Origin of the sequence: Streptomyces sp. NBC_00425 (genome assembly GCF_036030735.1) — a bacterium.
Classification (GTDB): domain Bacteria; phylum Actinomycetota; class Actinomycetes; order Streptomycetales; family Streptomycetaceae; genus Streptomyces.
On sequence record NZ_CP107928.1, the window covers coordinates 1041277 to 1059323 of the forward strand.

Below are 18047 nucleotides of genomic sequence, written 5' to 3' on the forward strand. Positions count from 1 at the left end.
CGCGCGAGCGACCCGTGAGGCATCCGTCACCTGCGGCGCATCGGAGGCGGGGACCGCTCACACGGCGCGCTGCATGCACACCAGCCGGTCCCGCTCGTCCCAGGACTCGGTGACGGCGAAGCCGAACCGTTCGTACAGGGCGACGGCCCCGGTCCGCCAAGCCCACACCGACAGCCTCAGGACGCCCACGCCGTTGTCCGCGGCATGCGCGAGCGCCGCACGGAGCAGGGCGGACGCGACGCCCCGGCCCCGGACCGCCGGGTCCGTCCAGAGTCTCTTGATCTCGGACCGCCCGTCGGCGGGGGCGGTCACCACCAGGCAGCCCACCGTGGCGTCCCCGATCAGCGCCACGAGCACGACATCGTCGGCGAACACCGTCCGCGGGTCCGCGATCTCCCTGCGGTAGCGCTCGGGCAACGCGTCCACGCCGGCGACGGCCGCACCCTTCTCCGCCTCCGTACGCAGGTGGTAGGCGGCGAGCAGCGCGGCCGGCCCGTCGTCCGCGGGACGGGTCCGGCCGGGCCAGCGGACGACGGAAACCTCGCGCCGATCAGTCATGGAGTCAGCATCACACAACGGCAGCCGGGTACGTCCGCGGCCCCCGCGGCCCGGTCGCGGACCCGCCCTGTCCGCCGCGCCGCCGCCTCGGGCCGGGCCCCTTCAGACGTCGTCCGCCGTGGACGGGTGCGCGTACCCGCCCTCGTCGTAGGGGGTGAACCACGATCTGAACGCCAGGGGCGCGGCCCTCGGGCCGGCGCCGGCGGACGCTCCGTCGCTCACGCCCAGGGCGTCGTCATAGAGCCACTGGTGGTCCGTGCCCTCGTACACACGGTCGGCGAACGCGTCGAGAGCGGTGGACACGTCGTCGTCCAGGAGCCCGTAACGCTCCAGGACCGTGGTCGTCTCGTTCAGGAGCAGCCGCAGGGCGAGTCCCTCGGCCGCACAGCTGAGCCGCTGGAAGGAGCCGTCGGTGAAGCGGGTGGTCAGGGCGATCACGGTCACCAGGAAGCGGCGCGCGAAGCGGGCGTCGTACTGGAGGGCGTAACGGTCGGGGAGGTGCTCGAGGTGCCACAGCGGGCCTTCGCACTCGGCGACGGCCGCGTCCTCCTGGGTCAGGACCTGGAGGTCCTCGAAGAGCTTGTCCACCAGGATGTCGGTCGCGTGGACGAGGGCGCCCGCGGCGAGTCCGGCTGCTCCCCTGTATTCGGGGCGGGCCGCGTCGGCCGCTCCGGGCGCTCCGAATGCCGCGGGCGGGAACGACCGCAGGGCTTCGGCCAGCCCGAGCATCCGCGCCCGGACTGCCGCGGCCTGCGCCTTCACGTCGTCACCCTCGGCCGGGCCGCCGCCCGACGGACCGGCGGTGTGCCGGGCCTTGCGGACGGCCAGGTCGTCGGGCGGGGCATCGGGGCCCTCCGCCGCGTCGAGGCTCTCCTCGGCGAGGTCCTGGTGCAGCTCGACCTCGCAGCGCTCGATCGTCCAGTCGGCCAGCAGCGCGGAACGCTCCAGCACCTCGTCCACGAGCGCCTGCACGGTGTCCTCGGCGAACTCCAGGGCCGGAGCGTCCACGATCACTTTCAGCAGGGCGCCGCCGGGGTGGACGGCCACGATGGTGTCGAGCAGGGCGACTTCCACCCCCTCCGGTCCTCTGACGGACCGCACAGAGTCGAATCCGTCCTCGATGAGCGCCACCGCGCCGGCGCGTTGCAGCGGGTCCATCTCCGGAGTGCCCTCCGGGATGCAGGTGTCCACGGTCACTACGTACGTCACGGGCCGAGCCTTTCAGAGAGCAGCACCGCGCGGGGCACGGGCCGCCCCGAAGACCCGGGCACGCTGTCGGACGCCGGTCAGTACCGGCTTCTGAACAGCGCCCGGTCGCCGCCGGACCCGCCGGTCGTGGCCGCCGCGGCGAGCCGGTCGGCGAAGCGCCGGTAGGCCGCGTACTGCTCGTCGGACAGGTCGGTGCGGGGGGTCGCCGTTCGCGGCGCGAGGGCCTCGGCGAGGACGTCGGTGTCGCCGTCCGGAGTGAGGGACAGGACCGCGACGGTCCGGTCCACCGTGCCCCGGTAGTCCCCCGGCGAGGCGATCCCGTGGACGTCGGCCGATCCGTCGGGGCGCCTCGTCACCACCAGCGAGGGCATCGCCCTGGCCCCGGCGCGTATCGCGCGCCGTACGCGGCGGAGGGACAGCAGGTCGTCCTCGGAGACGGTGACGGCATGGAGCGGGACGAGGGGTCGGCCGTCGGGGGCGCGCAGCGTGCTGCGGCGAGTCGGGGCCGCCCGGTCTTGGTGCAGGAGTGCGCGGTCGCGCAGGACCCGCGGGAGCGCGTGGTGGACGCGGGCCCAGGCGTCGAGGCAGGCCGGCGCGTCCAGCCCGGTCAGGTTCTCCAGCCCGGGCGGCCAGGCGGGCGCGATGTCCTCGCCCACGCCGTGCCTGCGAGCCGCCCAGGCCGCGTGAAAGGGCGCGAGCAGCAGGTCGTGCGTCATGAAGAAGTCCCACAGCCACTCGGGGTCCTGCGGGAGCAGCCGGATCGTCGTGGTGCCGCCGCTGCCTTCGGACCGGGCGGGGGAGCGGAGCACGGCGGGCACGGTGGTCCTCCCGGAGGGCGGCGGTGACGGCGACGGTGACACCGGGCACGATATCGTCAGTTCGACGATATTGCTACCCATCGTCCGCGACCGAAGCATCGCGGCCCCGAATGTTCCGGATATGGTGTTTTCATATGCTCCACGCCCACGCCGATGGGGAGGTACCGCGGTGGAAGCCCCTCACCGGGCGCGCGCGGCGCCCGAGCAGCCTCGGGGAGCTGTCGGTTACGCGGGCGTGCTGCGGGAGCTGCTTCCCATCGCGCTGTGGCGGGAGGACGGGGACGGCCGCGTCGTGGAGTGGTCGCTCGCCGCCCAGGATCTGCTCGGGTACCGCCCGCAGGACGTCCTCGACCGGCCCGCGTCGGCTCTTCTGGTGCCCGAGGGCAACCGTGAGCTGGCCGACCACCTCACCCACCGCGTCCAGGGCGGGGAGACCGTGGTCGGCACGCTGTCGGTGCGCCACCGCGACGGCCACCAGGTCACCATGGAGATGTGGATCGTCCCGGCCGCCGATGCGCGGGGCCGGCCCGGAGCTCTGCTGATCGCCGTCGAGACCTCCCAGGTTCTGCGCATGCGCGACTCCCTCGCGGCCCTGGAGAGCCTCTTCAGCCAGTCACCCATCGGGCTGGCCACCCTCGGCGCCGACCTGCGCTTCCTCCGGGTCAACGACGCCCTCGCCCGGATGAACGGCGCCTCCGCCGCCGAGCACCTCGGCAGACGGCTGACCGAGGTCGTGCCCGGCGTCAACGCCGTGGCGCTGGAGGCGACGATGCGGGAGGTCCTGGAGCGGGGCACGGCCGTCGTCGACGTCCGCCGCACCGGGCGGACGCCCGCGGACCCCGACCGCGAACGCACCTGGTCGTGCTCCTACGCCCCGCTGCTCGACGGCGGCGGCCGCACCCTGGGCGTGATCGCCTCCCTCATCGACATCACCGAGGGCCAGCAGGCGGAACGCGACGCCGAACGCGCCCGTCACCGCTTCGCGCTGCTGGCGGAGGTCGGCGCCCGCATCGGCACCACCCTGGACCTGCGGCAGACCTCCGAGGAGATCGTGCAGATGCTGGTGCCCCAGCTCGCCGACTCCGCCGACGTGCAGCTCCTCGAAGAGGTCCTGGCACCCGACGAGTCCACCGCCGTCACCCGCGGCGTGGTCCGGCGGATGGCCGCGCTCTTCCCCGATCCCGCCGCCCCGACCGCGAAGCTCCGTGCGGGCATGACCTCCCGGATCTCCGCCGGCTCCCTCTACGAGCGGGTCATCGCCGACGGCCGGCCCACCGACCTCTACCGGTCCGACGTTCCCGCGCTGGTCACCGACCCCCGCGCCGACGAGCTGCGCGCCTACCTCATGGGCCTCGGGTCCGCGCGGCTGATCCCGCTGGTCGCCCGTGGCAAGGTCCTCGGTGCGATCGTGGTGACGCGGCTGCGCAGCCGTGAGCCCTTCGACGACCAGGACTGCGTGCTCGTCGACGAACTGGCGGCGCGCGCCGCCCTCAACATCGACAACGCGCTCATGTACACCCGGCAGCGGGCGGCGGCCCTGACCCTGCAGCGCAGTCTCACCAACAGCGCGCTGCCCGTCGTCCCCGGCCTCGAACTCACGGGACGGTACCGGCCGGCGAGCGAGCACGACGTCGGCGGCGACTGGTACGACGTCATCGCGCTGCCCGACGGCCGGACGGGGCTCGTCATCGGTGACGTCATGGGGCACGGCATCCATGCCGCGGCGGTGATGGGTCAGCTCCGCACGGCGGTGCGCACGCTCGCCCGGCACGACGTCGACCCGGCCCGCATGCTCCGCTCGCTGGACGACGTCGTGGCCGACATGGGCGACGACCAGATGGCGACCTGCGTCTACGCCGTCCACGACCCCCGCGCCGGCGGATGCCTCGTCGCCCGGGCCGGGCATCCACCGCCGGCCGTGGTGACGGGCGACGGCGCGGTCGCCTTCCTCGACGGGTCGCCGGGCACCCCGCTGGGCACCGGTGGGCAGCAGTTCGAGGCCGAAGAGGTCCCGCTGCCGTCCGGCAGTCTGCTCGTCCTGTACACCGACGGCCTCATCGAAGCCCGGGACCGCGACCTCGATCAGGGGCTCGACCGGCTCGCCCGGGCGCTGCGGCGCCCCGGACGGCCCCTTCCCGCGCTCTGTGACGGAGTCCTCGGGCAGATGCTCCCGCATCCCGCCCAGGACGACGTCGCGATACTGATGGCGCGCCCGCAGTGACCGGCCGGGACTCGCCATGACCGGCGCCGCCCGCCACCTCTCCCCCAACCGCCGCCCGCCACCTCTCCCCCACCGCCGGGCCGGCGGTGACATCCACGGCGCGAAGCCGGGTACCCGCACCTGCGGAGGTTGCTCATGTTCGAAGCCAGCGATATCCGTGACTGGCGCGGTCACGACGTGGTCGATCCGGACGGGCACAGGATCGGCGTCCTGGAGTCGGTGTACGTGGACACCGGGACCGACATGCCCAGTTTCGCCACCGTGACCGTCGGTCTCCCCACCCGTCGCCGCCTGGTGTTCGTCCCGCTCACCGGGGCGACGGTCGGCCCCGGCCACCTGAAAGTGGCCTACGGCAAGAACGCGGTGAAGAAGGCCCCGTCGATCGACGTCGACGGCGAGCTGCTCGCACCGGACGAGCCGAAGGTCTTCGCCCACTACGAACTGGACTATCTGCCGGGCGCCGGCGGCGAACGCCGTCTCGCCCGCCGCTGAGAGGCGCAGCCGCGCAGCCGCCGAAGCCCGCCATGGGGAGAGACGATGACCCTGTTCCTGTTCCTGATCCTCGTGGCCCTCGTCCTGGGCATCATCGGATTCGCGGCCCACGGGTTGTTCTACCTGCTCGTCATCGGCGTCGTCGTGCTCCTCGCCGATCTCGCCTACGCCGCCGTCCGCTTCCGCCGCGGCGGACGAAAGCACCGCATCGCCCGCTGACCCCGTCACCCCCTGACAGCCGCGCTCCCTTGCGCGAGCCGGTGGGAGCGCGCCGCGGCATCGGCAGGCCGACGTCCGACGGAGACGCGGGACCCACGACGCGGGATGCAGGACGCAGGACGCAGGACGCAGGACGCAGTGGGAGGAACACCGGATGAGGACCGCTTGATGAGGACCAACCGTCTCGGGCGCAGCGCGGTGGAGGTCACGGAGCTGGGCTTCGGCGGCGGACCGATCGGCGGGCTCTTCGCCCCGCTCGACGACGAGACCGCGACCGCGACGCTGAACGCCGCGTGGGAGTGCGGCATCCGGTACTTCGACACCTCGCCGCACTACGGCGTCGGCCAATCCGAGCGCCGCACGGGTGAGTTCCTCCGTGGGATGCCGCGCGACACGTTCACCCTCTCCACCAAGGTGGGCCGCCTCCTCGTCCCGCAGGATCCGCAGGGCCGCACCGACGAGAGGTTCCACGTGCCCGCCACACACCGCCGGGTGTGGGACTTCTCCCGGGACGGTGTGCTGCGCGGTGTGGAGGACTCCCTCACCCGCATGGGCGTCGACCGTGTCGACGTGCTCCTGCTCCACGACGCCGAGGAACACTTCGGCACAGCGCTGCGCGAAGGCTTCCCCGCCCTTGCGGAACTGCGTTCCCAGGGCGTGGTCGGGGCGGTCGGCGCGGGCATGTACGACCCCGGGATGCTGACCGAGCTGGTGCGGGAGACCGACGCCGACGTGGTGATGCTCTCCGGGCGGTACACGCTCCTCGACCACAGCGCCCTGGACGACCTGCTGCCGGCGTGCACCGAGCGAGGGGTGTCGGTCCTCGCCGCCTCGGTCTTCAACTCCGGGCTGCTCGCCACGCCCCGGCCCGCGCGGGGAGCGACCTACGACTACGCGCCCGCCCCGCCGGACGTCCTACGGCGTGCGCGCGAACTCGCCGACGTCTGCGAGGCGCACGGCGTACGGCTCCCCCAGGCGGCGATGGCGTTCCCGCTGCGGCACCCGGCGGTCGCGGGCATCGTGCTCGGCATGCGCTCCCCGGAGGAAGTACGCCTCGACGCCGCGGGGTTCGACGTCCGCATCCCCGACGGGCTCTGGTCCGACCTGCGCGAGGCGGGGCTCCTCGACGAACGGGCGCCGGTCGGCGCGTGACGGGCGGGCCGCCCGGCGACCGGCCGCCGGACCGGCCGTGCGCGTCCAGGGTGCGCGGCGCGCCGGTGGTCAGTACGGTGGCGTCCTGGTGTTCGACCGCGGCCAGGGTGAGAACGCCGGGGTCGTCGGCGTAGGGGTCACGGGCGGTGGAGGCGGCATGTCCGGCAAGAAGACGGCGGCACTGCCGCGCAAGGCGTACGAGAAGGAACTGCTGCGGCTGCAGACGGAGTTGGTGAAGCTGCAGGAGTGGGTGCGGGCGTCGGGCACCCGGCTGGTCATCGTCTTCGAGGGGCGGGACGCGGCGGGCAAGGGCGGCACGATCAAGCGGGTCGCCGAGCACCTCAACCCGCGCGTGGCGCGCATCGCGGCACTCCCCAAGCCCACCGAGCGCGAACGCACCCAGTGGTACTTCCAGCGGTATGTGGAGCACCTGCCCGCGGCCGGGGAGATCGTGCTGTTCGACCGGTCCTGGTACAACCGCGCCGGCGTGGAGCACGTGATGGGCTTCTGCACGCAGGAGGAGCACCAGCTCTTCCTCCGCCAGTGCCCGATCTTCGAGCGCATGCTGGCCGAGGACGGCGTGCTGCTGCGCAAGTACTGGTTCTCGGTGAGCGACACCGAGCAGCAGGAGCGCTTCCGGCGCCGGCTGGAGGACCCGCTGCGGCGCTGGAAGCTCTCCCCGATGGACCTGGAGTCGATCACCCACTGGGAGGCGTACTCCCGGGCCAAGGACGAGATGATGGTGCACACCGACATCACCGAGGCGCCCTGGTACGTCGTCGAGAGCGACGACAAGCGCCGCGCCCGGCTGAACATGATCGCCCACCTGCTGTCGTCCGTGCCCTACCACGAGGTGCCGCCGCCCGTGCTGGAGCTCCCCGAGCGGCCCGCCTCGACCGGCTACCAACGCCCGCCACGCGATCTCCGCACCTATGTCGCCGACCACGCGGCGAGCGCGGTGGCCCGCGAGCAGTGAGAGGAGACCGCCCGGCGCCGTCCTCGGAGGCCTGAGTGCGGTGGTGTCACTCGCGGCTGCCGGAAGGGCGTGGGCCTCCTGCGGCATCCGCGTCGACGCCGCGGCCGACACGGGTGACGCGCCGAACTAGAGCCCCTGGGCGTGAGGGTCGGGGCGCAGGACGGCGAACAGGCCCCGCTCGCGTGTCCCGGCGGGCGTGAGCCAGGGGCCGGCGACGTGGCCCGTCGCACCGGGCGGGAGGAGAGGCGCGTCGTCCGGGACGGGGGTCAGCACCCGCTGCAGGCGGAGCGTCATGCCGTGCGGTGCGGGCAGTTCGGTGCCGTCCCGGTCGTCTGCGGCGGAGGCGCCTGGGCGCGCGGTGAGGGGCGCGTCGCCGCCGGTGCAGGAGCGGGTGACCTCCCGGTCGGGCGTGTCACTGGCACTCTGGGCCTGCGCCTGGACCCGGCCCTCGATCAGCGCCAGCAACTGGGCGACCAGCACCGGGTCCTGACAGCCGTCGTAGACCCACCGCCTGCCCAGCACCCCGTGCTCCATCGTGCCGACCAGGGCGTGTTCCGCACCCTCGAGAGGGGCGCCGCGGTAGGTGAGCGGGACCAGGTACGCGGCCGGACGCGGGCCGGCGGTGTCGGTGACGACCATGAACTCGATCCCGACCTCGCCCTGCGGGTCGTCCAGCCGGAAACCGCCGGCCTTGGCCGGCTCCGGCCGGCGGCCCGCGCCGCCGACGTACCACGGCCGGGTGGGCAGCCAGGAAGTGAGCAGTTCCAGCTTGGTCGGCTTCAGGACGGTGTGGTGGATGACGGCCATGCCGGGGCTTCTCCTCCGTGAACGGATGCGACGCCCCCCACCTTCCCATCCCCCGCGGCTCAGTTCTTGACGGCGTCCGCGATCCGCAATGCGACCTCGGCAGGCGTGAGGTGGGTGGTGTCGACTACCTCGGCCTCGCGGTGCAGCCAGGTGCGGGCCGCTTCGGCGTAGGGCTCCAGATACCTGAGTCGGAACGGTGAGGGGCCGAGGACGGTGTCCCCCTCGATGCGTCCGCGGAGGGTGTCCTGGTCCGCGTGGAGGACGAAGTGCCTCACCGGGATGGCATGCCGGGCGAGGCCCGCGCTGATCTCCCGCCAGTAACGCTCGACCAGGACGGTCATGGGCATCACCAGGGTGCCGCCGGTGTAGTCGAGTACATGGCGGGCGGTCTCGACGACGAGAGGCCGCCACGGCGGCCAGTGCTGGAAGTTGTCCGTGCCGGGCAGTCCCGGCGTGATGTCCATGAGCGTCTCGCCGACCTTCTCGGCGTCCAGCACGCGGGAATCGGGGAGCAGCTGCCGAACGAGTGCGCCGGTGGTCGTCTTCCCGGCGCCGTGGGTTCCGTTGAGCCATACGATCATGGGACACGAACCTAGGGCCGACGCGACCGGCACGGCACGCCCTCGCCGCGAGGCGCAGCCGGCGGCACGGGCCGGCGGCACGGGCCGGCGGCACGGGCCGGCGGCACGGCCAGTAGACACGGCCAGGACACATCGTCGAGCACATGAGCCGAGGGCGTCGGCTGGCGACTGGCCTCGAAAATCGAACACATGATTGAATTCAGCCATGCGACCGATCCCCGCCGATCTCACCGAGGCACTGGAGGACTGGCACACCACCTACCGCCGGCTCGCCGCCCACCCGTGCAGCGCCCTGCGGCGAAGACTCATCCGGTTGTCCTGCGACGTGCTCTCCCACCCGTACTGGGGCGGCGGCCGGAGCGCGGCGGCCCGGGCGGCGCTCTTCGCTGCGGGACGAGGAGGAGGGAGCGGCCATGGGAGTCACCCCGGACGGGGGTGAGGCGCGTCGTGTCCCAGCTGCCGCCTGACCCGTCCCGGCTGCGGGTGATCCTCTCCCATCTGGAGCGGCAGATGGCGGAGCACGAGACCCTGGCCGTCTATCTCCGGCTCCAGCGGGACGCCGTACTCGCCGCGCTCGCCCGCTCCGAGCGCCGGCCGCCGCGCCGGACGGCTCCCCGGGCGAAGGGCGGCGGGTCGCTGCCCGGGTTCACCCCTCCCCCGGCGCCCGGGCGGGACGAGGGGTTCGTCGTGCAGCAGAAGCGCACCCCCGACGGGCCCGAGCCCGCCCTGATCCACCTGGCCGAATGCACCATGATCGAGGCCGCCTCGCACCGGATCCGGCCCGACGAGGCACGGACGGCCCTCGCCGTCCCGAACATCGAGCCGTGCGGGTTCTGCCGCCCGGACACGGCATTGGGCATCGACGTGGCGTGAAGGCGACGGTCCGGCCGGCCGGCCGGACCGTCCCCGTCATCGCCCGCCCGCCGCCGTCACCGCCGCGGGATCCATCCCGGTCAGTTCCACGACGCGGTGGGGCGGCACGCCTGCGGCGAGGGCCCGTCCGATCAGAGCGTCCCGGTCGTCCGTGCAGTCGCGGTAGGCGAGGAGCTCCTCCTCCACCTGCGCGAGCGACGCCGGCGCCAGCCCGTGGCGCACCCGGCTCAGCTCGTCGTCGCTCAGCGGGACCGGCAGCCGTTCGGCTCCCTCCGGGACGGCCGCCCGCTCCTCCGGCGGCAGCAGGCGCAGCCGCGGGGACGTCGCCGAGACCCCCTGGGCGTCCAGCCACGCCTGTACCGCGGGAGTGTCCATGCACGCGAGGTCGCCGACGGCGGACGGCGCGACGCCGAGCGCCGCGGCCGCGTCGTCCGGCAGGAACAGGTAGGCCTCGTCGGTCATCCTCAACTCCTTCTCTCCGGGGAGACGCCGGCCGCGTCGGGGCGACCGGTCGACGTCCCTTTACCCCGCCGCCGCGCGATTACCGTCGTCCGACCGAGCCGGAGCGTCCGCGCGCGTCCCGGATGCCGCCGTGGGGCCGAGGGGCCGCGCAGAGAGCGCCGAGGGCCGGAGTCACTGTGGCGAGCCGGGCCGGCCGCGGACCTGGACGCATCGGCTGCTGATCGCTGAGCGCACCCATGCACTGCGAGACCAGGTCCCGCACCTGGGCGTAGGTCAGTCGCCGGTCGCCCGCGACGAACGCCTCCGACGAGCTGTGCCGCGTCAGCGACTGGACGATGAGGTCGCTCAGCGTCGCACCGGCCGAGGCCGCCGATGCCGGCGAGGAGCTCTGGGTGATGACGGAGGGAGTCACCCTTCCAGCGTGGGCTCCCACACCATTGGGCTGCCACCGATGTTCCGCCAGGAACCACGGCTACCCCGCCAACCTCTCACCCATGGGAGCTGCGGGAGGACCGAGCCGACGAGCGATAGCCTCCGGGTGTCTGACCGATCAGCTCGGTGAAGGCGTCGATGAAGCTGCTGGGGTTCGACCAGCCCAGCCGGATCGCCGTGTCGGTGACCGAGGCGCCGTCGCTGAGCTCGATCAGCGCCCGTTGAATGCGCAGCAGGGTGCGCCACTGGCGGAAGCTCATCGACAGCTCGCTGCCGAACAGTCGGCTCAGGGTGCGTTCGCCGGCGCCCGTGCGGTGGCCCAGCTCGGCCAGGGTCGCCGGGCTTGCCGGGTCCATGTGAAGCAGGTCGGTGACCGCCTTGAGGCGCCGGTCGACCGGCTCCGGGAGGCGCAGCGGCTCTTGTGCGGCGCGGGCGAGCTCGGCGAGTACGACGTCGATCAGCAGCCGCGCACGGGGGCTCTCCAGCGGCTCGCCCTCGCTCATCAGCGCCAGATAGGCCTCGCGCAGCAACGCGCTCGCCACGAAGACCGACGGCTCGGCCGGCAGCTGTCCGGTCAGCGTCACGGGCAGCGACAGCACCCGGATGTCCGTCTCGCCGTACGCCTTGCTGCTGTGCACCGCGAAGGGCGGCACCCACATGATCCGACTGGCCGGCGCCACCCAGGTGCCCACCTGGGTCGCTGTGACCAGGGCCCCACGCGCGGCGTAGCGGAGCTGGCCGTAGTCGTGGAAGTGCGCGGCCACGTCGGCGCCATGGGCCAGCGGCGCCGACAACGGCGCATCGTCGGTGCAGAAGCTCGGCTCGCCGCTGGGGTCGGACACGCGATTGAGGCTACCCGACACTGGCGGGTTATCGGGAGAACCTGGCGGGATACCGGTGGTGCGCCTGGCGCCGCAGACGCATCGTGGAGACATGCCACAACAGATCAAGCTCGAGGACGCCGCGCCCGCGTCCTCCTCCCCCCACTGCCGAGGTCGACACCGGACTCGTGCTCACCTCGCTCACGCCCTGAGTGAAGGGTGGCAGCGATGAGCACACAGACGACCGGCACGATCGCAGTCTTCGGCGCGACGGGGCAACAGGGCGGGGCGGTGGTCGACGCGCTGCTGGACCACAAGGCCACGGTGCGGGCCCTGGTCCGCAACCCGCAGTCCGACCGGGCTCAGGCGCTGGCCGCCCGCGGCGTCGAGCTGGCGGCCATCCGGACCGACGACCCGGCGTCGCTGGCCGCCGCGCTGACGGCGGTCGAGGCGTTCTGCTTCATGACCCCGGAGGCGAACAACCTCGAAGAGGTCGAGACGGAGATCCGCATCGGCACCGCGCTCGTCGACGCGGCGGTCGCGGCACGCGTCCCGCACGTCGTGTTCAACTCGGTCTTCGGCGCGGACCGGGAGCGGGGTGTGCCGCACCATGACTCGAAGCACTCGATCGAGGAGCACCTGAGGAAGTCCGGCCTCAGGGCCGCGATGGTTCGCCCGACCCCCTTCATGGAGGAGATGGCGCCGAGCCTGGAGCACGGAGAGATCGTGCTGAGGCTGCCGCTGCCGGAGGACGTCGCCCTGAAGATGATCTCGGTCAGGGACGTCGGCCGGGTCGCCGCCGCGCTCCTGCTCGACACAGCGGAGGCGCCCGGCGGAGCCGTCGAGCTCGTCGGCGACGAGCTGACGGGCCCCCAGATCGCCGCGGCGTTCGGCGCGCGCGCCGGGCTCCCGGCACGGTACGAGGCCCTCCCGTTGAGCGTGCTTCCCAGCGACCTCGACAGGGCGATGTTCCGCCAGTTCGCAAAGGCGGCGGAACACGCGTCGGATCGTGCGGTGGTGCGGGCGATCGAGCCGGCCACCCTCGACCTGGCCGAGTGGATCCGATCCACCGGCTGGACCGCGCCCGCCGGTCCAGGCCAAGGCTGATCTTTCACCTAGAACGTTGATCTTTCACCTAGAGCGACGAGCACTGGAGCAGGACATGAAGGCGATCACCTACACCGAGTTCGGCGGCCCGGAAGTCCTCCGCCTCGCAGAGGTCGACGAGCCGCACGCCGGACCCGGACAGGTGCGGCTGAAGGTCGTGGCGGCAGCGGTCAACCCGCTCGACTACAAGATCCGCAACGGGTGGAGGCCGCAGATGGCGCCGCCGTTCCCGGTGATCCCCGGCGTGGAGGCGGCTGGCGTCGTCGACGAGGTCGGCGAAGGCGTGACCGGCGTCGCGGTGGGTGACGAGGTCCTGGGCTGGACCGTCACCGGCGCGTACGCCGAGCACGCGCTGGCCGTCGACTTCGGCCCGAAGCCCGCGGACCTCGACTGGGACCTCGCCGCGGCACTGCCCGTCGCCGTCGAGACCTCGGTCCGCGTGCTCGGCGCCCTCGGCGTCGGGGAAGGCGACACGCTCCTGCTGCACGGAGCCGCGGGTGTGGCCGGCGCCGTCGGTGTTCAGCTCGCGGTCACCCGCGGCGCCACGGTCATCGGCACCGCCTCCCCCGGCAACCACGACTACCTGCGCTCGCTGGGCGCGATCCCGGTCGCCTACGGCGCCGGCCTCGCAGACCGGGTCCGCGAGGCCGCACCGCAGGGCATCGACGCCGTGTACGACGCCGCGGGGGCGGGCAACCTGGAGGTGTCGATCGACCTGCGCGGCGGCACCGACCGGATCATCACCATCGCCGATCCGAAGGCCGCCGAGCTGGGCGTCACCTTCTCCGGCTCCGCCCCGTTCGGTTCCCGCCTCGGCGAGTACACCCGCCTCGCAGCCGACGGCAAGCTCACGGTGCGCATCGCGCAGAGCCTTCCGCTGGAGGACGCCGCGAAGGCGCAGGAGCTGAGCGCGAGCGGTCACGCCGCCGGGAAGCTCCTCCTGCGGCCGTAGCCGGCCGTCATCGAGGCACTTCCCTGAAGCGTCTTCGTGGGCGCTTTCGCAACACGTCCTCAAGCGTGTTGCGGAAGGCCGCGAACAGGCGGCCTGAGCTGGGCTGTTGACGCATCCGTCATGCGGCGCACATGGGCTTTTGCCGCTGCTCGACGGCCAGGTGCAGCTTGGTGGTCAGGCCGCCGCGCGAACGGCCGAGACCGTGGTCGGCCGGCTCGGCGGTGACGCCGCCGGGCGGCTCCTTCTGGAGGTCCCCCCTTTTTCGCGCCCCAGCGGCGTGCCGGTGGGCACGGACGACGGTGGAGTCGACGTTGATGTCCCAGGCGATCAGGTCCTTGGCGTCGGCCCGGGCCTGCAGATCCGTGACGATCCGCTGCCAAGTGCCGTCCCGCTGCCATCGGCGGAACAGGTCGTACACCCGGCCCCACAGCCCGTACTCCGTCGGCACGTCCCGCCACGGGATGCCGGTGCGGACCCGGAAGCGTATGCCGTCGATCAGCTGCCGCCTGGTCCATATCGGCGGTCGGCCGGACTTCTTGCCCTTCGGTAACAGGGACTCCAGCACTGCCCATTGCTCGTCCGTCAGATCTCCACGAGCCACGAACCAAGATCATCTCACGCTCGAGATCCACTTTCGGTACACGCCCTGGGTGGGCGGTACCTGGTTGAGCGCGACGGCGCTGCCGGCGCGGAGCCGGTCCCGGGCGTTCAAGGGGCGGCCGGTGCCGAGATCGGCCGTCCCGGTCGCGGCGCTCCAGCGGCCGCAGACCGGGTCGGTGACCTCGACCGCGGCTCCCGCGAGCCGGTCGTCGTCGGTCAGCGTGCGTAACGCCCACCGCACCGGGGTGCGCCTGCCGCAATCCGGCGGGGACGCCCGGGAGGCGGACGTCCGTGCGACCGCGGGCGGTGCGGTGGCGGACGGGCCGGCCGCGGACGGGTCGGACGCCGAAGCCGGCACGGTCGTCACGGCCTGCACGAGCGCGGCGGCCGACGTCGCCGTCGCCGTGCACGGATGAGTCAGAAGTCCCATGCAGGGTGACGCCATGCGGCACCGGGCTCCCGACTCACTCCGGCCGACACCCGGTTGCGGCGGGCGCCGGCCCCACCCCGTAGCCTCGGGGCACCCCCAGGAACGGACGCCGACGCCCGACCCGGCGTGGCGTGCGCGGCGAGGGAGCGGCATCATCTACGTCATCACGGGAGGGGGCGCCCATGGGCGGCGAGCAGTCCGAGGTGGCGGGGCGGTCCGGCACGACGCCGGGCAGTCCGGAGCAGATGATCGCGGAAGCGCGGAAGGCGTTCTTCGTGATGTTCGGGTTCCTGGCGTCGGTCTGGCTGGCGCAGATCGTGAACTTCGCCGACGACTACGCCACGGCACGCGCGTACGGCCTGGTGCCCGGCGAGACCGGCAGCCTCCCGCACGTGCTCACCGCGCCGTTCCTGCACTGGAGTTGGGCGCATATCGAGAGCAACTCCGGCCCGCTGTTCGTGTTCGGGTTCCTCGCCGCCTACCGGGGTGTGGTGCGTTTCCTCGGGCTGAGTCTGCTGGTGGCGGTGACCAGCGGGCTCGCGGTCTGGTTCTTCGAGGACGGACACGTCGAGACGGTCGGCGCCAGCGGCCTGATCTTCGGATACTTCGGCTACGTCGTCGTCCGCGGCCTCTTCGACCGGCATCTGCTCGACACGCTCGTCGGCGTCGTGATGGCGGCCTCCTTCGCCTACATGCTCACCGTCGCGGTCCCCGGCACGCCCGGGGTGAGCTGGCTCGCGCACCTGGGAGGGCTGGTCGGCGGCCTGGTGGGCGCATGGCTGTTCCGCGACCGCGACCGCACGCGTGGCCGCGACCGCACCCCGGGACGCCGCACGAGAACCGACCGCCGCACGAAGACCGACGACACGTCGGACGCCGGCCGCAGCGACGCCGAGAGCCCACGCGCCGCCCTGCACAAGGAACTCGGCGACCTGGGCCTGCTCTGACCGGCGCCGGCCGGCCGCACTCCGTCGCCCGGCCTTCGCTCGCATGACGTGCTCGGTCTGCCGCACCGGCGCCGCGTCCCGCTTCGCGGGGAACCCGTCCGGGTGACGCCGCCCGGGGCCCCGGTTGGGGTTCCTCCGGCTGGGCACTCGGCGGGGGACCTGTCCTGGCGCTCTGGAGGTGTGGCGTGGCGGTACGGCATCGTCTGATCAAGGTGAGTCCGCAGACCGTGTGGACCGTCCTCGCCGACGGCGGTCGCTATGCGGAGTGGGTGGTGGGAACGGCGTCCTCCGAACCCGTGCGGGGACGGTGGCCGCAGGTCGGTTCCGCGATCGGTTACGAGGTGCGCTTCGGCCCGCTCCGGCTCACCGACGAGACCGTCGTCCGGCATTGCGAGGAGGGCTCCGAGCTGGAGCTCGAGGCGCACGCGGGCATGCTGGGATCGGCGCGGATCGCCATCGAGCTGCGCCCCTGGGGTGAGCACTGCCTGGTGATCGTCGACGAACATCCGCTGCAGGGAGCGAGCGGGCGGCTGCACAACGTGGGTTTCGAAGGACTGATCCAGCTGCGGCACCGCGCGATGCTGGCCCGGCTCGCCCGGGTGTGCGAGGAACAGGGCCGGTCCGAACGGCCGTCGGGCTTGCGAGGGCGCGAGGAGGCAGCGCACGGCGTCGGCGGCGGTCATGCCTGACGTGGTGGTGATCGGCGCCGGCCCCAACGGGCTGGTGGCGGCCAACCTGCTCGCCGACGAGGGCTGGAGCGTGGAGGTCCTGGAGGAGCAGCCGACGCCCGGTGGCGCGGTGCGCCACGACCGGGAGGTCGACCCGGAGTTCGTGAACGACCTCTTCAGCTCGTTCTATCCGCTGGCCGCCGCGTCGCCCGTGCTGCGCCGGCTGCGCCTCGGCGATCACGGGCTGCGCTGGAGCCACGCGCCCCGCGTACTGGCGCATCCCCTCACCGACGGCAGGTGCGCGGTCCTCGCCCGGGACCTCGACACCACCGCCGACTCCCTCGACGCCTTCCACCCCGGCGACGGCGACGCGTGGAGGCGTCTGCACGACACGTGGGACCGCCTCGCCCCGGACATCCTGGACGCCTTGTTCACCCCGTTCCCGCCGGTGCGCGCCACCGCCCGACTCGCCGCGCGGCTCAGGGGGGCCGGCGGCCTGCGGATGGCCCGGACGCTGGTCCTGCCGGTGCGCCGCATGGGGAGGGAGGAGTTCAGGGGTGAGGGCGGCAGGCTGCTGCTGGCCGGGAACGCGCTGCACGCCGACCTCGCTCCGGAGGCCGCGGGGAGCGGGGGCTTCGGCTGGCTGATGTCCATGCTCGGGCAGAGCTTCGGCTTTCCCGTGCCGGTCGGCGGCGCGGGGGCGCTGACCGAGGCCCTGGTGAGCCGGCTGCGGTCGCGTGGCGGCGTCCTGCGCTGCGGGCAGCGCGTGCGCCGGGTGATCGTGCGGGACGGGCGAGCCGTCGGTGTGCGCACCGCCGAGGGCGAGACGGTGGGCGCGCGGCGCGCCGTCCTCGCGGACGTGTCGGCGTCGGCGCTGTACGGGGAACTCGTCGAGGCCGAGCACCTCCCGTCCCAGGTGCTCGACGACCTCAGGCGCTTCGAGTGGGACTTCGCGACCTTCAAGGTGGACTGGGCGTGCGACGGTCCCGTGCCCTGGCGGGCCGCGTCGGCCGCGCAGGCCGGCACGGTCCATCTGGCCGACGGTGTGGACGAGCTCACCCGCTTCGCCGCCCAGATCGCCATGGGCCAGGTGCCCGACCGGCCGTTCGCCCTGTTCGGCCAGATGACCACGGCCGACGCGTCACGCTCGCCGCGGGGCACCGAGGCCGCCTGGGCGTACACCCATCTTCCGCAGGTGATCAAGTCGGACGCGGGCGACGAGGGGCTGACGGGCGCCTGGAGTCCCCGCGAGCAGGAGATCATGGCCGACCGGATCGAACGCCAGGTGGAACGGTTCGCTCCGGGATTCCGCTCCGTCGTCCGCGCCCGGCGCATCCTGGCCCCGCCCACGCTCCAGGCGCTGGACGGCAATCTGCGCGCAGGCGCGATCAACGGCGGCACCGCGGCCATGCACCAGCAGCTCGTCTTCCGCCCCGTGCCCGGAACCGGCCGCCCGGAGACGCCCGTCAAGGGGCTCTACCTCGCCTCGGCCTCCGCGCACCCGGGCGGCGGCGTCCACGGAGCCCCGGGAGCCAACGCCGCCCGCGCCGCACTGCACCGGCAGCGGCTCTCGGGGCTCACCCGCGCCCAGCGCGTCCTCACCCGCCGGGACCGCACCGGCCGCAAGTCACCGCACGCGCCGTGACGCCCCGCCCGGGCCCCGATACGGGTAGGGGTTACGGGTTACGGATGCCGGGTTCGGGTTACGGGTTACGGGTTACG

The 18047-nt window shown here is 73.2% G+C and carries 23 protein-coding genes; 13 read left to right on the plus strand and 10 right to left on the minus strand.

Features of this window, described 5'->3' with window-relative positions; translation table 11 throughout:
- Nucleotides 1–57 precede the first annotated feature (57 nt).
- The 3 genes from OHS82_RS04560 to OHS82_RS04570 form a co-directional block, all read right to left on the minus strand.
- A complete protein-coding gene (locus OHS82_RS04560; RefSeq protein WP_057576915.1) occupies nucleotides 58–558 on the minus strand; it encodes a GNAT family N-acetyltransferase in 501 nt (166 codons plus the stop codon).
- 102 nt (nucleotides 559–660) lie between these two features.
- Complete coding sequence (locus tag OHS82_RS04565; RefSeq protein WP_057576913.1) at nucleotides 661–1767, minus strand: hypothetical protein; 1107 nt, start codon at nucleotides 1765–1767, stop codon at nucleotides 661–663.
- A gap of 77 nt (nucleotides 1768–1844) precedes the next feature.
- Entirely contained in the window at nucleotides 1845–2585 is a 741-nt protein-coding gene (locus OHS82_RS04570; protein WP_328433337.1) for a hypothetical protein, read from the minus strand.
- Nucleotides 2586–2820: 235 nt separating this feature from the next.
- On the opposite strand from OHS82_RS04570, the gene OHS82_RS04575 reads away from it, so the two are divergent.
- The 5 genes from OHS82_RS04575 (at nucleotide 2821) to ppk2 (ending at nucleotide 7645) form a co-directional block, all read left to right on the plus strand.
- Complete coding sequence (locus OHS82_RS04575; protein WP_057576908.1) at nucleotides 2821–4806, plus strand: SpoIIE family protein phosphatase; 1986 nt, start codon at nucleotides 2821–2823, stop codon at nucleotides 4804–4806.
- Nucleotides 4807–4941: 135 nt separating this feature from the next.
- Nucleotides 4942–5298 (plus strand): PRC-barrel domain-containing protein, encoded by a 357-nt coding sequence (locus OHS82_RS04580; protein ID WP_057576906.1) that lies wholly within the window; start codon nucleotides 4942–4944, stop codon nucleotides 5296–5298.
- 45 nt (nucleotides 5299–5343) lie between these two features.
- Nucleotides 5344–5517, plus strand: coding sequence for a hypothetical protein (locus OHS82_RS04585; protein WP_199863717.1), 174 nt, complete (start codon nucleotides 5344–5346; stop codon nucleotides 5515–5517).
- Nucleotides 5518–5685: 168 nt separating this feature from the next.
- Complete coding sequence (locus OHS82_RS04590; RefSeq protein ID WP_057576904.1) at nucleotides 5686–6669, plus strand: aldo/keto reductase; 984 nt, start codon at nucleotides 5686–5688, stop codon at nucleotides 6667–6669.
- A gap of 157 nt (nucleotides 6670–6826) precedes the next feature.
- On the plus strand, nucleotides 6827–7645 hold the full coding sequence (gene ppk2, locus OHS82_RS04595) for a polyphosphate kinase 2 (protein ID WP_328436020.1): 819 nt from the start codon (nucleotides 6827–6829) through the stop codon (nucleotides 7643–7645).
- Nucleotides 7646–7771: 126 nt separating this feature from the next.
- Here ppk2 and OHS82_RS04600 read toward each other — a convergent pair whose 3' ends face one another.
- Together OHS82_RS04600 and OHS82_RS04605 are read right to left on the minus strand one after the other, a co-directional pair.
- On the minus strand, nucleotides 7772–8452 hold the full coding sequence (locus tag OHS82_RS04600; RefSeq protein WP_328433338.1) for a maltokinase N-terminal cap-like domain-containing protein: 681 nt from the start codon (nucleotides 8450–8452) through the stop codon (nucleotides 7772–7774).
- Nucleotides 8453–8511: 59 nt separating this feature from the next.
- Entirely contained in the window at nucleotides 8512–9033 is a 522-nt protein-coding gene (locus OHS82_RS04605; RefSeq protein ID WP_057576900.1) for an AAA family ATPase, read from the minus strand.
- Between the two features lie 205 nt (nucleotides 9034–9238).
- On the opposite strand from OHS82_RS04605, the gene OHS82_RS04610 reads away from it, so the two are divergent.
- Together OHS82_RS04610 and OHS82_RS04615 are read left to right on the plus strand one after the other, a co-directional pair.
- Complete coding sequence (locus OHS82_RS04610; RefSeq protein WP_328433339.1) at nucleotides 9239–9472, plus strand: hypothetical protein; 234 nt, start codon at nucleotides 9239–9241, stop codon at nucleotides 9470–9472.
- Nucleotides 9473–9480: 8 nt separating this feature from the next.
- Nucleotides 9481–9906 carry a DUF6233 domain-containing protein gene (locus OHS82_RS04615; RefSeq protein WP_057577014.1) on the plus strand — a complete coding sequence of 142 codons (426 nt, stop codon included), beginning with the start codon at nucleotides 9481–9483 and terminating at the stop codon, nucleotides 9904–9906.
- A 36-nt stretch (nucleotides 9907–9942) separates the two neighbouring features.
- On the opposite strand, the gene OHS82_RS04620 is transcribed toward OHS82_RS04615, so the two are convergent.
- The 3 genes from OHS82_RS04620 to OHS82_RS04630 all read right to left on the minus strand — a co-directional run bounded on the left by OHS82_RS04620 (nucleotide 9943) and on the right by OHS82_RS04630 (nucleotide 11642).
- Nucleotides 9943–10368, minus strand: coding sequence for a DUF6003 family protein (locus OHS82_RS04620; protein WP_057576899.1), 426 nt, complete (start codon nucleotides 10366–10368; stop codon nucleotides 9943–9945).
- A gap of 79 nt (nucleotides 10369–10447) precedes the next feature.
- Nucleotides 10448–10780 carry a hypothetical protein gene (locus tag OHS82_RS04625; RefSeq protein WP_057576897.1) on the minus strand — a complete coding sequence of 111 codons (333 nt, stop codon included), beginning with the start codon at nucleotides 10778–10780 and terminating at the stop codon, nucleotides 10448–10450.
- A 76-nt stretch (nucleotides 10781–10856) separates the two neighbouring features.
- On the minus strand, nucleotides 10857–11642 hold the full coding sequence (locus OHS82_RS04630; protein ID WP_057576895.1) for an AraC family transcriptional regulator: 786 nt from the start codon (nucleotides 11640–11642) through the stop codon (nucleotides 10857–10859).
- A 207-nt stretch (nucleotides 11643–11849) separates the two neighbouring features.
- Here OHS82_RS04630 and OHS82_RS04635 point away from each other — a divergent pair, with 207 nt between their 5' ends.
- A complete protein-coding gene (locus OHS82_RS04635) occupies nucleotides 11850–12728 on the plus strand; it encodes an NmrA/HSCARG family protein (RefSeq protein ID WP_057576894.1) in 879 nt (292 codons plus the stop codon).
- 55 nt (nucleotides 12729–12783) lie between these two features.
- Nucleotides 12784–13680: an NADP-dependent oxidoreductase gene (locus tag OHS82_RS04640; protein ID WP_328433340.1), complete on the plus strand. Its 897-nt coding sequence runs from the start codon at nucleotides 12784–12786 to the stop codon at nucleotides 13678–13680.
- Between the two features lie 118 nt (nucleotides 13681–13798).
- Here the strand turns inward: OHS82_RS04640 and OHS82_RS04645 are convergent, their stop codons facing one another.
- Complete coding sequence (locus OHS82_RS04645) at nucleotides 13799–14281, minus strand: IS5 family transposase (protein ID WP_242433038.1); 483 nt, start codon at nucleotides 14279–14281, stop codon at nucleotides 13799–13801.
- A gap of 9 nt (nucleotides 14282–14290) precedes the next feature.
- Nucleotides 14291–14521, minus strand: coding sequence for a hypothetical protein (locus tag OHS82_RS04650; RefSeq protein WP_057576890.1), 231 nt, complete (start codon nucleotides 14519–14521; stop codon nucleotides 14291–14293).
- Nucleotides 14522–14525: 4 nt separating this feature from the next.
- On the opposite strand from OHS82_RS04650, the gene OHS82_RS04655 reads away from it, so the two are divergent.
- From OHS82_RS04655 to OHS82_RS04670, 4 genes are all read left to right on the plus strand, one after another.
- On the plus strand, nucleotides 14526–14696 hold the full coding sequence (locus OHS82_RS04655) for a hypothetical protein (protein WP_328433341.1): 171 nt from the start codon (nucleotides 14526–14528) through the stop codon (nucleotides 14694–14696).
- 196 nt (nucleotides 14697–14892) lie between these two features.
- Complete coding sequence (locus tag OHS82_RS04660) at nucleotides 14893–15657, plus strand: rhomboid family intramembrane serine protease (RefSeq protein ID WP_057576886.1); 765 nt, start codon at nucleotides 14893–14895, stop codon at nucleotides 15655–15657.
- A 185-nt stretch (nucleotides 15658–15842) separates the two neighbouring features.
- Complete coding sequence (locus OHS82_RS04665) at nucleotides 15843–16346, plus strand: SRPBCC family protein (protein WP_057576884.1); 504 nt, start codon at nucleotides 15843–15845, stop codon at nucleotides 16344–16346.
- Complete coding sequence (locus tag OHS82_RS04670) at nucleotides 16339–17970, plus strand: phytoene desaturase family protein (protein WP_057576879.1); 1632 nt, start codon at nucleotides 16339–16341, stop codon at nucleotides 17968–17970. Before OHS82_RS04665 ends, OHS82_RS04670 begins: the two co-directional genes overlap by 8 nt.
- Nucleotides 17971–18047: the final 77 nt, after the last annotated feature.